The following is a 15625-nucleotide window of genomic DNA, read 5'->3' as shown; positions in this document are numbered from 1 at the left end:
GAAAATGGCAGGGCAGGCGCTTCCAGTTGGAAGCCCCTGGCCGGAGTAGGTTTGAACCTGCTGACGAGACGCTCGCTTGCTCTTCGCGCGGAAGAGTTTATCTATGCCTCCGATTTCATGACGCGGAGGATTTTCCATGAAAAAGCGCATTCTCTTCACCGGCGGGTCGGGCAAAGCGGGACGCCATGCTGTGCCATGGCTCGTCAACGCTGGCTATGAGGTCCATAATGTCGACCTCGTGCCCCTCGAAAGTCCTGGTGTCACCAATCTCATTGCGGATATCACCGATAGCGGCCAGATGTTCAATGCGCTCTCCATGCATCGGGACTTTCCGGATCTGGATGCAGGCAAAGGCGTGCAGCCTTTCGACGCCGTCGTGCATTTCGCTGCAGTGCCACGTATCCTGATCAAGCCTGATAACGAGACCTTCCGCATCAACACGATGGGCACCTACAATGTCATCGAGGCGGCGGTGAAGCTCGGCGTCAGGAAGATCATCGTCGCGTCGAGCGAAACGACCTATGGCGTCTGCTTCGCCGAAGGCCATCGCGATTTTCACCAGTTCCCGCTGGATGAGGACTACGATGTCAATCCGATGGATTCCTACGGCCTCTCCAAGGTCCTGAACGAGAAGACGGCCCGGGCTTTTGCTGAGCGGTCCGGTTTCGATATTTACGCATTGCGCATCGGCAACGTCATTGAGCCGCATGAATACGAGAAGTTTCCGACCTATTTCGCCAATCCGGAAATGCGCAAGCGCATCGCCTGGAGTTATATCGACGCGCGCGATCTCGGCCAGATCGTCCACCGCTGCATTGAGAAGGACGGGTTGGGTTTTCAGGTCTTCAATGCTGCCAATGACACCGTTTCGGCCAATACGCCGTCGCGAGAACTCGCCAAGCGATTCTACCCGAATGTGCCGTTCACCCGTGAGATCGGCGAATATGAGGGCCTGCTTTCCAACCGGAAGATTCGCGAGGTACTCGGCTTCAAGGAAGAACACGACTGGCGCAAATACGTGAAAGTCTGAGATTCCGGTTGGAAAATCTTGCGGTCGGGCGCATTTAATTTCGTGTCCGGCCGTCGGATGCGATGCTGCCGACCACTTCTCCCGGTGCCTGCGGAGGAATGGTTCTGAAAATCGAAAATCGCTCTTGCATATCCCGAGCCGCCGTCTTAAAGGGAGCGCCATGCTTTTCACCCGGCTCAAGACCGCAAGGTCAACAGGCTGAATGCAAAGTGTAAAGGGGTATAGCTCAGCTGGTAGAGCGGCGGTCTCCAAAACCGCAGGTCGGGGGTTCGAGCCCCTCTGCCCCTGCCATTTTCCTTGAACGGACAGCGCGCTGTATCGCAGCTTTCGGCGAGGATTGAACACATGGCGACAAATTTCGTTAAACATCGCTTTGCCTCTTGTGTATTCGGAAATCGATGTTTATTTAGGGTTCAACAGACACGCGGTGCGTGGGGCTGATAGTTTCAGCTTTACGCGCCGTAATTGCGTGGGCAGTCGATGGCATCCAAATCCAATCCGTTTTCGTTTCTGCAGCAGGTTCGCACGGAGACGTCTAAAGTTACCTGGCCGTCGCGCCGTGAGACGATGATCTCGACGGTCATGGTGCTGTTTATGGTTGTTTTTGCCGCGCTGTTTTTCTTTGCCGCTGACCAGCTCATTGGCTGGGTGCTGAGCTTCGTGCTCAATGCCGGCAACTGATACGGGTGGAGATGAAAATGGCGGCACGTTGGTACATCGTCCACGCATATTCCAATTTTGAAAAGAAGGTGGCTGAGGACATCGAGAACAAGGCTCGCCAGAAGGGGCTTGAGCACCTGTTCGAGAAGATCCTCGTGCCGACCGAAAAGGTGGTGGAAGTGCGTCGCGGCCGCAAGGTCGATTCCGAGCGCAAGTTCTTCCCGGGCTATGTCATGGTTCGTGCCAACCTGACGGACGAGGCCTATCACCTGATCAAGAATACGCCGAAGGTCACGGGCTTCCTTGGTTCGGACAATAAGCCGGTTCCGATTCCGGATTCTGAGGCCGAGCGCATCCTCGGTCAGGTTCAGGAAGGTGTCGAGCGGCCGAAGGCTTCTGTTACCTTCGAAATCGGCGAGCAGGTTCGTGTTTCCGATGGTCCGTTCGCCTCGTTCAACGGTACGGTTCAGGATGTGGACGAAGAGCGTTCGCGCCTGAAGGTGGAAGTGTCGATCTTCGGTCGCGCGACCCCGGTCGAGCTGGAATACGCTCAGGTCGAGAAGGTCTGATTTTTGAGATCGAGGCTCAGTCGTTTGTGGCTGATCCTCGCGCGGCAAATGCCGCATCGCGTGGAAGGTGAGGGGTCTTAGCCGGGCCTCAAGAATCCGAACCACGCAACCGCAGCCGCCGGAGCGATCCGGCATCAGGGCCGGGTGACCGGCCATCAGTGAAAGGCAGAGAGATATGGCTAAGAAAGTTGCAGGCCAGCTCAAGCTGCAGGTCAAGGCAGGATCGGCAAACCCGTCCCCGCCAATCGGCCCGGCGCTTGGTCAGCGTGGTATTAACATCATGGAATTCTGCAAGTCGTTCAATGCGGCTACGCAGGAAATGGAAAAGGGTATGCCGATCCCGGTCGTCATCACCTATTACCAGGACAAGTCCTTCACCTTCGTCATGAAGCAGCCGCCGGTCAGCTACTTCCTGAAGAAGGAAGCCAAGATCCAGTCCGGTTCCAAGACCCCGGGCAAGGGCGCAAAGGCTGGTTCGCTCACCAAGGCTCAGATCAAGACGATCGCCGAAGCCAAGATGAAGGACCTGAACGCAGCAGATATCGAAGGTGCAATGGCGATGATCGAGGGCTCTGCCCGCGCCATGGGCCTGGAAGTGGTGGGTTAAGACCATGGCAGGCAAGCGCACTCAGAAGATCAACGAAGGTGTTGATCCGACCAAGCTCTACGCTCTGACGACCGCCATCGGCATGGTCAAGGAACGTGCCGTCGCCAAGTTCGACGAAACCGTTGAGATTTCGATGAACCTCGGCGTTGACCCGCGTCACGCAGACCAGATGGTCCGCGGCGTCGTCAACCTGCCGAATGGCACCGGCCGTACGGTTCGCGTTGCTGTTTTCGCCCGTGGCGTCAAGGCTGACGAAGCCAAGGCCGCCGGCGCAGACGTCGTTGGCGCAGAAGAGCTTGTTGAAATCGTCCAGGGCGGCAAGATCGATTTCGATCGTTGCATCGCAACCCCGGACATGATGCCGCTCGTCGGCCGCCTCGGTAAGGTTCTCGGCCCGCGTGGCATGATGCCGAACCCGAAGGTCGGTACGGTTACGATGGATGTCGCTGGTGCCGTCAAGGCTTCCAAGGGCGGCGCTGTCGAGTTCCGCGTCGAAAAGGCTGGTATCGTTCACGCCGGCATCGGCAAGGCATCTTTCGATGCCAAGGCTCTGGAAGAAAACATCCGCGCCTTCGCTGACGCCGTCATCAAGGCAAAGCCGGCTGGCGCCAAGGGCAACTACGTCAAGCGCGTAGCGCTCTCCTCGACCATGGGTCCGGGCGTCAAGATCGAAGTGGCCTCGGTCACCGCAGCCCCGGCTGCTTAAGTTTCATCGGGCTCTGGTCCGATAGCAAGAATTCCGGCCTCGCAAGGGGCCGGGATATTCCGGAGAAATCCGGAATCCTGTCCGAGATTGCAGGTGGTTTTCCCTTAATCACTGTTGCCTGCATGAGACGGGTAAGACCCGAATTGCATGAAGTTCTGCTTCTAGGAAATCGGTTCGAGCCTTGGATGCCTTGTGCCTTCCTTGCCTTAAGTGGCGCGGAGCGCGAGGGGACAGGATCCTCAAGCGTCGCTTGGGGTCTCTTTTGATCCCGGGAGGCAAAGGCAACCCGGTGGGTCCGTTCAAGCGGTCCCGCCAACTGGAGATAGGCAGTGGAAAGAGCGGAAAAGCGCGAATTCGTCACGGAACTGAACGATGTCTTCAAGGCATCGGGCTCGGTTGTCGTGGCCCACTATGCTGGTGCTACAGTCGCACAGATGAACGATTTTCGTTCGAAGATGCGCGCTGCTGGCGGCACCGTCAAAGTCGCGAAGAACCGCCTGGCCAAAATTGCCCTTCAGGGTACGGAAGCGGAAGGGATTTCCAATCTCTTCAAGGGTCAGACCCTCATTGCTTACAGCAATGATCCGATCACCGCTCCGAAGGTCGTCATGGATTTCGCCAAGACCAACGACAAGATCGTGGTTCTCGGCGGCGCCATGGGCACGACAACGCTGAACGCCGAAGGTGTCAAGTCGCTTGCGACCCTGCCTTCGCTGGACGAACTGCGTGCGAAGCTGCTGGGCATGATCCAGACTCCGGCTACCCGCATTGCAGGCGTTGTTGCAGCACCGGCAAGTCAGCTTGCTCGCGTGTTCTCGGCCTACGCCAAGAAGGACGAAGCCGCTTAAGGCGGTTTTTCGCTGTACATACTCAACAGTTCGAACCGAACAAAAGGAACTAGAAAATGGCTGATCTCGCAAAGATCGTTGAAGACCTCTCCTCGCTGACCGTCCTGGAAGCCGCTGAGCTTTCCAAGCTGCTCGAAGAAAAGTGGGGCGTTTCCGCCGCTGCTCCGGTAGCTGTTGCTGCCGTTGCTGGTGGTGCAGGCGGTGCAGCTGCTCCGGCTGAAGAAGAAAAGACTGAGTTCGACGTCATCCTCACGGATGCCGGCGCCAACAAGATCAACGTCATCAAGGAAGTCCGCGCCATCACCGGCCTCGGCCTCAAGGAAGCCAAGGACCTCGTCGAAGGCGCTCCGAAGGCTGTCAAGGAAGGCGTTTCCAAGGCTGAAGCTGCTGACATCAAGAAGAAGCTTGAAGACGCTGGCGCAAAGGCTGACGTCAAGTAATCTTGAACTGCTTTTGGGAGGCGGTGCTTGCCGTCTCCCATTTGCCGTTTTTATGAACGAATTACCCAAAAGCCGCGTGAAAACGGCTTTTGGGTAATGGGTTCTTCAAGAGCATGGTCTCGAACCGAGGCGCCAAGGCAATCCGGCCTGGCTGTTTCGGGAGGTGGGACGAGGTTGAACTACTCATTGGTTGACGGGATCGACTGGCCATCGGTTCCCGTCCGTTGCAGGCCCGGATGCAATTTTTGAAGGAGCGACGATGGCTCAGACCCTTTCGTTCAATGGTCGCAGGCGCGTACGCAAGTTTTTTGGTAAAATCCCCGAAGTCGCAGAAATGCCGAACCTCATCGAGGTTCAGAAGGCGTCCTACGACCAGTTTCTGATGGTTGAAGAGCCCAAAGGCGGTCGTCCCGACGAAGGCCTCCAGGCTGTCTTCAAGTCCGTTTTCCCGATCACCGATTTCTCCGGCGCTTCCATGCTGGAGTTCGTGTCCTATGAATTCGAGCCGCCGAAGTTCGACGTCGACGAATGCCGCCAGCGCGACCTGACCTATGCTGCGCCGCTGAAGGTTACTCTCCGTCTCATCGTGTTCGACATCGATGAGGATACGGGCGCGAAGTCGATCAAGGACATCAAGGAGCAGTCCGTCTACATGGGCGACATGCCGCTCATGACGAACAACGGTACGTTCATCGTGAACGGCACCGAACGCGTGATCGTGTCCCAGATGCACCGCTCGCCGGGCGTCTTCTTCGACCACGACAAGGGCAAGAGCCATTCTTCCGGCAAGCTGCTCTTTGCTGCCCGCGTGATCCCGTATCGCGGTTCCTGGCTCGATATCGAATTCGACGCCAAGGACATCGTCTATGCCCGTATCGACCGTCGCCGCAAGATTCCGGTGACGTCGCTACTGATGGCCCTCGGCATGGACGGCGAGGAAATTCTCGACACTTTCTACACGAAGTCGCTCTACAAGCGCGACGGCGAAGGCTGGCGCATTCCCTTCAAGCCGGAAACGCTGAAGGGTGCAAAGGCGATCACCGAGATGGTCGACGCCGATACCGGCGAAGTCGTCGTCGAAGCTGGCAAGAAGCTGACCCCGCGTCTGCTCCGCCAGCTCTCCGACAAGGGCCTGAAGGCCCTCAAGGCGACGGACGACGATCTCTATGGCAACTACCTTGCCGAAGACATCGTCAACTACTCGACGGGTGAGATCTATCTCGAAGCCGGCGATGAAATCGACGAAAAGACGCTTGGCATCATCCTCGCGAACCACTTCGACGAGATTCCGGTTCTCGGCATCGACCACATCAATGTCGGCGCCTACATCCGCAACACGCTCGCAGCAGACAAGAACGAGAACCGTCAGGACGCTCTGTTCGACATCTACCGTGTCATGCGTCCGGGTGAACCGCCGACCATGGAATCGGCCGAAGCCATGTTCAACTCGCTGTTCTTCGATGCGGAGCGTTACGACCTCTCCGCCGTGGGCCGCGTGAAGATGAACATGCGTCTCGACTTGAGCGTCGAAGACACCGTCCGCATCCTGCGCAAGGACGACATCCTGGCCGTGGTCAAGATGCTTGTCGAGCTGCGCGACGGCAAGGGCGAGATCGACGATATCGACAACCTCGGTAACCGCCGCGTCCGCTCGGTCGGCGAGCTGATGGAGAACCAGTACCGTCTCGGCCTGCTGCGCATGGAGCGCGCGATCAAGGAACGTATGTCCTCGATCGAAATCGATACGGTCATGCCGCAGGACCTGATCAACGCAAAGCCGGCTGCTGCAGCCGTCCGCGAATTCTTCGGTTCCTCGCAGCTCTCGCAGTTCATGGACCAGGTGAACCCGCTTTCGGAAATCACCCACAAGCGCCGTCTCTCGGCACTTGGCCCTGGTGGTCTGACCCGCGAGCGCGCCGGCTTCGAAGTCCGCGACGTTCATCCGACGCACTATGGCCGTATTTGCCCGATCGAAACGCCGGAAGGCCCGAACATCGGTCTCATCAACTCGCTGGCGACCTTCGCACGCGTCAACAAGTATGGCTTCATCGAAAGCCCGTACCGTCGCATCGTCGATGGCAAGGTGACCAATGACGTGCTTTACCTCTCCGCCATGGAAGAGGCGAAGTACTACGTTGCCCAGGCCAACGCCGAACTGACGTCGGACGGTTCCTTCGTCGATGAATTCGTCGTCTGCCGTCACGCCGGCGAAGTTATGCTCGCCCCGCGCGACAGCATGAACCTGATGGACGTTTCGCCGAAGCAGGTCGTTTCGGTCGCAGCCGCTCTCATCCCGTTCCTGGAAAACGACGACGCCAACCGCGCTCTCATGGGCTCGAACATGCAGCGTCAGGCCGTTCCGCTCCTGCGCGCTGAAGCGCCGTTTGTCGGCACAGGCATGGAACCGGTCGTCGCCCGCGACTCCGGTGCTGCCATCGGCGCACGCCGCGGCGGCGTGGTCGACCAGGTGGACGCGACGCGTATCGTTATCCGCGCCACGGAAGACCTCGAAGCCGGCAAGTCCGGCGTCGATATCTACCGCCTGCAGAAGTTCCAGCGTTCGAACCAGAACACCTGCGTCAACCAGCGTCCGCTGGTTACAGTCGGTGACGTGGTCAACCGCGGCGACATTCTCGCCGATGGCCCGTCCACGGATCTGGGTGATCTGGCTCTCGGCCGCAACGCGCTCGTCGCGTTCATGCCCTGGAACGGCTACAACTACGAAGACTCGATCCTGCTCTCCGAGCGTATCGTTGCCGACGACGTGTTCACCTCCATCCACATCGAAGAATTCGAAGTGATGGCGCGTGACACCAAGCTTGGTCCGGAAGAAATCACGCGCGATATCCCGAACGTTTCGGAAGAAGCGCTGAAGAACCTCGACGAAGCCGGTATCGTCTATATCGGTGCCGAAGTTCAGCCGGGTGATATCCTGGTCGGCAAGATCACGCCGAAGGGCGAAAGCCCGATGACGCCGGAGGAAAAGCTCCTGCGCGCCATCTTCGGTGAAAAGGCATCCGACGTGCGCGACACGTCCATGCGCATGCCGCCCGGCACCTACGGCACGATCGTCGAAGTGCGCGTCTTCAATCGCCACGGCGTTGAAAAAGACGAACGCGCAATGGCAATCGAGCGCGAAGAGATCGAGCGTCTGGCAAAGGACCGCGACGACGAGCAGGCGATCCTCGACCGTAACGTCTACGGCCGTCTGATCGACATGCTGCGCGGCCAATCCTCCATTGCTGGTCCCAAGGGCTTCAAGAAGGGCACCGAGCTGTCGAACGCCGTCATCTCCGAGTATCCTCGCTCGCAGTGGTGGATGTTCGCCGTCGAAGACGAAAAGGTCCAGAGCGAGCTGGAAGCACTCCGCGGCCAGTACGACGAATCCAAGTCGCGCCTCGAACAGCGCTTCATGGACAAGGTCGAAAAGGTCCAGCGCGGCGACGAAATGCCTCCGGGCGTCATGAAGATGGTCAAGGTCTTCGTCGCTGTTAAGCGCAAGATCCAGCCGGGCGACAAGATGGCTGGCCGTCACGGCAACAAGGGTGTCGTTTCGCGCATCGTGCCTGTCGAAGACATGCCGTTCCTCGAAGACGGCACGCATGTCGACGTCGTTCTGAATCCGCTCGGCGTGCCCTCGCGCATGAACGTCGGCCAGATTCTCGAGACGCACCTTGGTTGGGCTTGCGCCGGCATGGGTCGTCAGATCGGCGAGATGCTGGAGGCCTACAAGGCCGGCGGCAACATTGAGCCGCTCCGCAAGACGATCGGTGACGTTGTCGGTGACGGTCCGAAGGCCGAGCAGGTCAAGGATTTCGACGATGAATCGGTTCTGCGTCTGGCCGACCAGTGGAAGCGTGGCGTGTCCATCGCAACCCCGGTCTTCGACGGTGCGAACGAAGAGAACGTCAATGAGATGCTGCGTCTGGCAGGTCTCAAAGACACGGGTCAGTCGACGCTGTACGACGGCCGCACCGGCGAGCAGTTCGACCGCCAGGTCACGGTTGGCTACATCTATATGCTGAAGCTCAACCACCTGGTCGACGACAAGATCCATGCTCGTTCGATCGGTCCGTACTCGCTCGTCACCCAGCAGCCGCTGGGCGGTAAGGCGCAGTTTGGCGGCCAGCGCTTCGGCGAAATGGAAGTCTGGGCGCTCGAAGCTTACGGTGCAGCTTATACGCTGCAGGAAATGCTGACGGTGAAGTCGGACGACGTTGCCGGCCGTACCAAGGTCTACGAAGCGATCGTCCGTGGCGACGATACCTTCGAGGCTGGTATTCCGGAAAGCTTCAACGTTCTCGTCAAGGAAATGCGCTCGCTGGGTCTCTCGGTGGAGCTCGAAAATTCCAAGGTTGAGGACCTGCAGGCTGCAAGCCAGCTGCCGGATGCCGCCGAGTAACCACTTGATAGGGTGTGCGCCTTAATAGGGCGCACACCGTTCCCGCCGTGGCCCCAAAACGTGTTGGCCGGGCAGGGACGCTTTCGCCGCATTCTGCGGTTATTGTCGTTTAAGCGCTGGTGCGGCTCCCGGGAATTCGCCGCCAACCTCGCAAGCTAAGGGCGCTTTCGCCCATGAAGGAGACAGGCATGAACCAAGAGGTCATGAATCTTTTCAATCCGCAGGTGCCTGCACAGAACTTCGATTCCATCCGGATTTCGATCGCTTCTCCGGAGAAGATTCTTTCCTGGTCCTACGGTGAGATCAAGAAGCCGGAAACCATCAATTACCGCACGTTCAAGCCGGAACGCGACGGTCTCTTCTGCGCGCGCATCTTCGGGCCGATCAAGGACTACGAGTGCCTGTGCGGCAAGTACAAGCGCATGAAGTACAAGGGCATCATCTGCGAAAAGTGCGGCGTCGAAGTCACGCTGTCGCGCGTTCGCCGTGAGCGCATGGGCCATATCGAGCTCGCAGCTCCTGTTGCCCACATCTGGTTCCTGAAGTCGCTGCCGAGCCGCATTTCCACGCTGCTCGACATGACGCTGAAGGATGTCGAGCGCGTCCTCTACTTCGAAAACTACATCGTCACCGAGCCGGGCCTGACCGCGCTCAAGGAGCACCAGCTCCTGACGGAAGAAGAATACATGCTCGCCGTCGACGAATATGGCGAAGACCAGTTCACGGCCATGATCGGTGCAGAAGCCATCTATGAGATGCTGGCATCGATGAACCTCGAAAAGATCGCTGGCGATCTGCGCTCGGAGCTTGCCGACACCACGTCGGATCTCAAGCAGAAGAAGCTGATGAAGCGCCTGAAGATCGTCGAGAACTTCATGGAATCCGGCAACCGTCCGGAATGGATGATCATGAAGGTCGTCCCGGTGATCCCGCCGGACCTGCGCCCGCTGGTTCCGCTCGATGGCGGCCGTTTCGCAACGTCGGATCTGAACGATCTCTACCGTCGCGTCATCAACCGTAACAACCGCCTGAAGCGCCTGATCGAACTGCGCGCTCCGGGCATCATCATCCGCAACGAAAAGCGCATGCTGCAGGAATCTGTCGACGCGCTCTTCGATAACGGCCGCCGTGGCCGCGTCATCACCGGCGCCAACAAGCGTCCGCTGAAGTCGCTGTCCGACATGCTCAAGGGCAAGCAGGGCCGCTTCCGTCAGAACCTGCTCGGCAAGCGCGTCGACTATTCCGGCCGTTCGGTCATCGTGACCGGTCCGGAACTGAAGCTGCACCAGTGCGGCCTTCCGAAGAAGATGGCGCTCGAGCTCTTCAAGCCGTTCATTTACGCCCGTCTCGACGCCAAGGGGTATTCCTCGACCGTCAAGCAGGCCAAGAAGCTGGTTGAGAAGGAAAAGCCGGAAGTCTGGGATATCCTCGATGAGGTTATCCGCGAGCATCCGGTTCTCCTGAACCGTGCACCGACGCTGCACCGCCTGGGCATCCAGGCCTTCGAACCTACCCTGGTCGAAGGCAAGGCCATCCAGCTGCACCCGCTCGTCTGCACGGCCTTCAACGCCGACTTCGACGGTGACCAGATGGCCGTTCACGTGCCGCTGTCGCTCGAAGCTCAGCTCGAAGCCCGCGTTCTGATGATGTCGACGAACAACATCCTGCATCCGGCAAACGGTGCACCGATCATCGTTCCGTCGCAGGACATGGTTCTCGGCCTGTATTACCTGTCGATCATGAACCAGAACGAGCCGGGCGAAGGCATGGCCTTCTCCGATCTCGGCGAGCTGCACCACGCCCTCGAAACCAAGGTCGTGACGCTGCACACCAAGATCCGCGGCCGCTTCAAGTCGATCGGCGAGGACGGCAAGCCCTACTCGAAGATTTATGAAACGACGCCGGGCCGCCTGCTTATCGGCGAACTCCTGCCGAAGAACGGCAAGGTGACCTTCGATATCTGCAACCAGGAAATGACCAAGAAGAACATCTCCAGGATGATCGACGCGGTCTACCGTCATTGCGGCCAGAAGGACACGGTCATTTTCTGTGACCGCATCATGCAGCTTGGCTTCAGCCATGCCTGCCGCGCCGGCATTTCGTTCGGCAAGGACGACATGGTCATCCCAGACACCAAGGCCAAGATCGTTAACGACACCGAAAATCTGGTGAAGGAATACGAGCAACAGTACAACGACGGTCTCATCACGCAGGGCGAAAAGTACAACAAGGTTGTCGACGCCTGGGGCAAGGCAACCGAAAAGGTCGCCGAAGAGATGATGGCCCGCATTAAGGCTGTCGAGTTCGATCCGGCTACTGGTCGTCAGAAGCCGATGAACTCGATCTATATGATGTCCCACTCGGGTGCTCGTGGTTCTCCAAACCAGATGCGCCAGCTGGGCGGCATGCGCGGCCTTATGGCCAAGCCGTCGGGTGAAATCATCGAGACGCCGATCATCTCGAACTTCAAGGAAGGCCTGACCGTCAACGAGTACTTCAACTCGACGCACGGCGCCCGTAAGGGTCTGGCAGACACCGCCTTGAAGACCGCAAACTCCGGTTACCTGACCCGCCGTCTCGTCGACGTCGCGCAGGATTGCATCGTGACGCACGTTGATTGCGGCACCGAAACCGGCCTTACCATGACCGCCATCGTCGATGCCGGTCAGGTCGTGGCTTCGCTCGGCGCCCGCATCCTCGGCCGTACGGCTCTCGACAATATCGACCATCCGGTCACCGGCGAGCGTATCGTCGATGCCGGCAAGATGATCCTCGAGCCCGATGTCGCGGAAATCGAAAAGGCTGGCATCCAGTCGATCCGCATTCGCTCGGCATTGACCTGCGAAATCCAGACGGGCGTCTGCTCGGTCTGCTATGGCCGTGACCTTGCTCGCGGTACGCCGGTTAACATGGGCGAAGCCGTCGGTGTCATTGCCGCTCAGTCGATCGGTGAACCGGGCACGCAGCTCACCATGCGTACGTTCCATCTTGGTGGTACGGCAACCGTGGTCGACCAGTCGTTCCTGGAAGCCTCGTACGAAGGTACGGTGCAGATCAAGAACCGCAACGTGCTGCGCAACTCCGAAGGCAACCTTGTTGCGATGGGCCGTAACATGACCGTCCAGATCCTGGACGAGCGTGGCGTGGAGCGCTCCTCGCAGCGTGTCGCCTACGGTTCGAAGCTGCATGTCGATGAAGGCGACAAGGTCAAGCGCGGTCAGCGTCTGGCAGAGTGGGACCCCTACACCCGTCCGATGATGACGGAAGTGGCCGGTACCGTTCAGTTCGAAGATGTCGTCGACGGCCTCTCGGTTCTGGAAGCGACCGACGAATCCACGGGTATCACTAAGCGTCAGGTTATCGATTGGCGTTCGACCCCGCGCGGTTCGGACCTGAAGCCGGCCATCGTTATCAAGGACGCAAGCGGCAATGTCGCGAAGCTGTCGCGCGGTGGCGAAGCTCGCTTCCTGCTCTCGGTCGATGCGATCCTGTCCGTCGAGCCGGGCCAGAAGGTCTCGCAGGGTGACGTTCTTGCCCGTTCGCCGCTGGAAAGCGCCAAGACCAAGGACATCACCGGCGGTCTGCCGCGCGTCGCAGAACTGTTCGAAGCTCGTCGTCCGAAGGACCACGCCATCATCGCTGAGATCGATGGTACGATCCGCCTCGGCCGCGACTACAAGAACAAGCGTCGCGTCATCATCGAGCCGGCGGAAGACGGTGTCGAGCCTGTCGAATACCTGATCCCGAAGGGCAAGCCCTTCCACCTTCAGGAAGGCGACTATATCGAAAAGGGTGACTACATCCTCGACGGTAACCCGGCTCCGCACGACATTCTGGCGATCAAAGGCGTGGAAGCCTTGGCTTCCTACCTCGTCAACGAAATCCAGGAAGTCTATCGTCTGCAGGGCGTTGTCATCAACGACAAGCACATCGAAGTGATTGTCCGCCAGATGCTGCAGAAGGTGGAAATCACCGATGCAGGCGACTCGACCTATATCGTCGGCGACAACGTCGACCGTATCGAGCTCGAGGACGTCAACGACCAGCTCATCGAGGAAGGCAAGAAGCCTGCCAGCGGCGAACCGGTTCTGCTCGGTATCACCAAGGCATCGCTGCAGACTCCGTCCTTCATCTCGGCCGCTTCCTTCCAGGAAACGACCAAGGTGCTGACGGAAGCTGCTATCGCCGGCAAGACCGACGGCCTGCAGGGTCTGAAGGAAAACGTCATCGTCGGCCGCCTGATCCCGGCCGGTACCGGTGGCACCATGACCCAGATCCGCCGCATCGCGACGGCTCGCGACGACCTGATCCTGGAAGAGCGCCGCAAGGGCTCCGGGGCAGGGGCCGCAACGCCGATGCTACAGGACCTGGCGAACGAAAGCGCTCCGGCTGCCGAGTAATCGGCAGTTATGCATCTTTGACATTCAAAGCCGCCCGGAGAAATCCGGGCGGCTTTGCTTATCAAGATCGTCAGAAATATAGGGTCCGTTGAGGAGTATGGCGACGACGACGGTTTGAATGCCGGCCAAAAACGGAAAGGGTGTCGGCGGGAAAGACGAAGCCTCCACCAGCGTGCAGGCTCCATTTCTCGTATATAGGCTCAGCTGAAGCGGATGATTGAAACCTCGCCATCCAGCGCACCTTGATAGGCGGAGGCATGAGGCTCTTCGGAGGGCACTTCGGTCAACATGCCGATCTGGTCGAGGTCGGCCTCGATGAAGCCTTCCTCGGCAAGTGCGTTCAGGGCTTCGCGTACGGCGCTGTCGTCATCGGCGGCTTTCAGCATGACATGCAGATCCACGCCCTCGCTCGTATCGGATTCGTAGCCTTTGCCGATGATGATGAAGATCATCGGTCCGTCGAAATTGTTGTCGTTGTCCGGTGTCCCGATCATCCCTTTGTCCTTCGGCTATATGAGAATCGCAATATGCAGACCCCCATATCAGGGCTTGATGTCTGCAATACCGATTCCTATCTGTTTTTGCTGCTATGCCCAAGTTTATCTTGCCGGGTATCCTTAATCGCCCTAAAGAGCCTGTAAACAGCGCGCGCACAGGGCTTTTCAAGTCGTTGGGACGGAGATTATTTCTTAACCGGCCTTGACGAACAGGGTGGAAACCAGTAGTACGCCCGCCATCAGATCCCATGTGAGGTTTGGCTGTTTGGGGCGACGCGCCCTGAAGATCGCCTCAAACAAGGTTCTATACGCACGTTGAAGTCATGATGCTGCACGCATGACGCATCTCTTTTGCGTCCTCTGCTCTATGTGGTCCATCTGCGGAAGCGGATCGGGCCATATTTTGCGCATTGAGGGGAAATATGTGTGGCAATGCCGGAAACGGCGAAGTTCGAGCCCGCAAGGGTACTGAGACAAACGTAAGGGATGGTTGAATGCCTACCGTAAACCAGCTGATCCGCAAGCCTCGCCAGGCGAACGTAAAGCGTAATAAGGTTCCCGCTCTTCAGGAGAACCCGCAGAAGCGCGGCGTTTGCACCCGCGTCTACACCACGACGCCGAAGAAGCCGAACTCGGCTCTGCGTAAGGTCGCAAAGATCCGCCTCACCAACGGCTTCGAAGTCATTGGTTACATTCCCGGCGAAGGTCACAACCTTCAGGAACACTCTGTCGTCATGATCCGTGGCGGCCGCGTCAAGGACCTTCCGGGTGTCCGTTACCACATCATCCGCGGCGTTCTCGATACCCAGGGTGTCAAGAACCGCAAGCAGCGTCGTTCCAAGTACGGTGCGAAGCGTCCGAAGTAATTTCGCCCCGGGCGATGCCGCCCGGAACGCTTGAAAGTGAGTTTCCGGCGCTGCGCGAGGTCCTCCGCGTGGTGAAGCGCCTTAACAGTTAAAGAGACGAGAAGTATGTCCCGACGTCATAAAGCAGAAAAGCGCGAGATCAATCCGGACCCGAAGTTCGGTGACCTCGTAGTTACGAAGTTCATGAATGCCATCATGCTGGACGGCAAGAAGTCCGTCGCTGAAAGCATCGTATACGGCGCATTTGACTCCGTGCAGAACAAGTCGAAGCAGGAGCCGCTGACGGTCTTCCATTCCGCGCTCGACAACATTGCTCCGCACGTCGAAGTCCGCTCGCGCCGCGTCGGTGGTGCGACCTACCAGGTTCCGGTCGATGTTCGTCCGGAGCGCCGCCAGGCTCTCGCCATCCGCTGGCTGATCGCTGCTGCTCGCAAGCGCAACGAGACCACCATGATCGATCGTCTTTCGGGCGAACTTCTCGATGCCTCCAACAACCGCGGTTCCGCGGTCAAGAAGCGCGAAGACACGCACAAGATGGCTGACGCCAACCGCGCGTTCTCGCACTATCGCTGGTAATCCCGAACGATATCGAAAGGCAGT

Annotated in this window: 12 protein-coding genes and 1 tRNA gene; 12 read left to right on the top strand and 1 reads right to left on the bottom strand. The window is 58.6% G+C overall.

Annotated elements, in window-relative coordinates; genetic code table 11:
• Window positions 1-136 precede the first annotated feature (136 nt).
• From FHT78_RS12050 to rpoC, 10 genes are all read left to right on the top strand, one after another.
• A complete protein-coding gene (locus FHT78_RS12050; RefSeq protein ID WP_183743790.1) occupies window positions 137-1030 on the top strand; it encodes an NAD(P)-dependent oxidoreductase in 894 nt (297 codons plus the stop codon).
• A gap of 215 nt (window positions 1031-1245) precedes the next feature.
• Window positions 1246-1321, top strand: a tRNA-Trp gene (locus tag FHT78_RS12045).
• A gap of 189 nt (window positions 1322-1510) precedes the next feature.
• Entirely contained in the window at window positions 1511-1711 is a 201-nt protein-coding gene (gene secE / locus FHT78_RS12040) for a preprotein translocase subunit SecE (RefSeq protein WP_183743788.1), read from the top strand.
• Between the two features lie 17 nt (window positions 1712-1728).
• The gene (nusG, locus tag FHT78_RS12035; RefSeq protein WP_007817111.1) at window positions 1729-2259 is read left to right on the top strand and encodes a transcription termination/antitermination protein NusG; all 531 of its coding nucleotides are present in this window, start codon (window positions 1729-1731) and stop codon (window positions 2257-2259) included.
• A gap of 175 nt (window positions 2260-2434) precedes the next feature.
• The gene (gene rplK / locus FHT78_RS12030; protein WP_037110089.1) at window positions 2435-2866 is read left to right on the top strand and encodes a 50S ribosomal protein L11; all 432 of its coding nucleotides are present in this window, start codon (window positions 2435-2437) and stop codon (window positions 2864-2866) included.
• A 4-nt stretch (window positions 2867-2870) separates the two neighbouring features.
• Window positions 2871-3572 (top strand): 50S ribosomal protein L1, encoded by a 702-nt coding sequence (gene rplA / locus FHT78_RS12025; protein WP_183743786.1) that lies wholly within the window; start codon window positions 2871-2873, stop codon window positions 3570-3572.
• Between the two features lie 329 nt (window positions 3573-3901).
• A complete protein-coding gene (gene rplJ, locus FHT78_RS12020; protein WP_183730074.1) occupies window positions 3902-4420 on the top strand; it encodes a 50S ribosomal protein L10 in 519 nt (172 codons plus the stop codon).
• 56 nt (window positions 4421-4476) lie between these two features.
• Window positions 4477-4860, top strand: coding sequence for a 50S ribosomal protein L7/L12 (gene rplL / locus FHT78_RS12015; RefSeq protein ID WP_004669074.1), 384 nt, complete (start codon window positions 4477-4479; stop codon window positions 4858-4860).
• Between the two features lie 259 nt (window positions 4861-5119).
• Window positions 5120-9262, top strand: a complete 4143-nt coding sequence (rpoB, locus tag FHT78_RS12010; protein ID WP_183743784.1) for a DNA-directed RNA polymerase subunit beta — start codon at window positions 5120-5122, stop codon at window positions 9260-9262.
• A 188-nt stretch (window positions 9263-9450) separates the two neighbouring features.
• A complete protein-coding gene (gene rpoC, locus FHT78_RS12005) occupies window positions 9451-13662 on the top strand; it encodes a DNA-directed RNA polymerase subunit beta' (RefSeq protein WP_183743782.1) in 4212 nt (1403 codons plus the stop codon).
• A gap of 200 nt (window positions 13663-13862) precedes the next feature.
• Here rpoC and FHT78_RS12000 read toward each other — a convergent pair whose 3' ends face one another.
• Window positions 13863-14156, bottom strand: a complete 294-nt coding sequence (locus FHT78_RS12000; protein WP_112547859.1) for a transcriptional regulator — start codon at window positions 14154-14156, stop codon at window positions 13863-13865.
• A gap of 497 nt (window positions 14157-14653) precedes the next feature.
• Between FHT78_RS12000 and rpsL the strand changes: the two genes are divergently transcribed.
• Together rpsL and rpsG are read left to right on the top strand one after the other, a co-directional pair.
• The gene (gene rpsL, locus FHT78_RS11995) at window positions 14654-15025 is read left to right on the top strand and encodes a 30S ribosomal protein S12 (protein ID WP_003547537.1); all 372 of its coding nucleotides are present in this window, start codon (window positions 14654-14656) and stop codon (window positions 15023-15025) included.
• Window positions 15026-15130: 105 nt separating this feature from the next.
• Window positions 15131-15601, top strand: a complete 471-nt coding sequence (rpsG, locus tag FHT78_RS11990; protein ID WP_112571934.1) for a 30S ribosomal protein S7 — start codon at window positions 15131-15133, stop codon at window positions 15599-15601.
• Window positions 15602-15625 lie beyond the last annotated feature (24 nt).

The organism is Rhizobium sp. BK196, assembly GCF_014193255.1.
Lineage (GTDB): Bacteria > Pseudomonadota > Alphaproteobacteria > Rhizobiales > Rhizobiaceae > Rhizobium.
The sequence above is the reverse complement of the archived record's forward strand: the minus strand, read 5'-3'. Positions and strand labels throughout refer to the sequence as shown.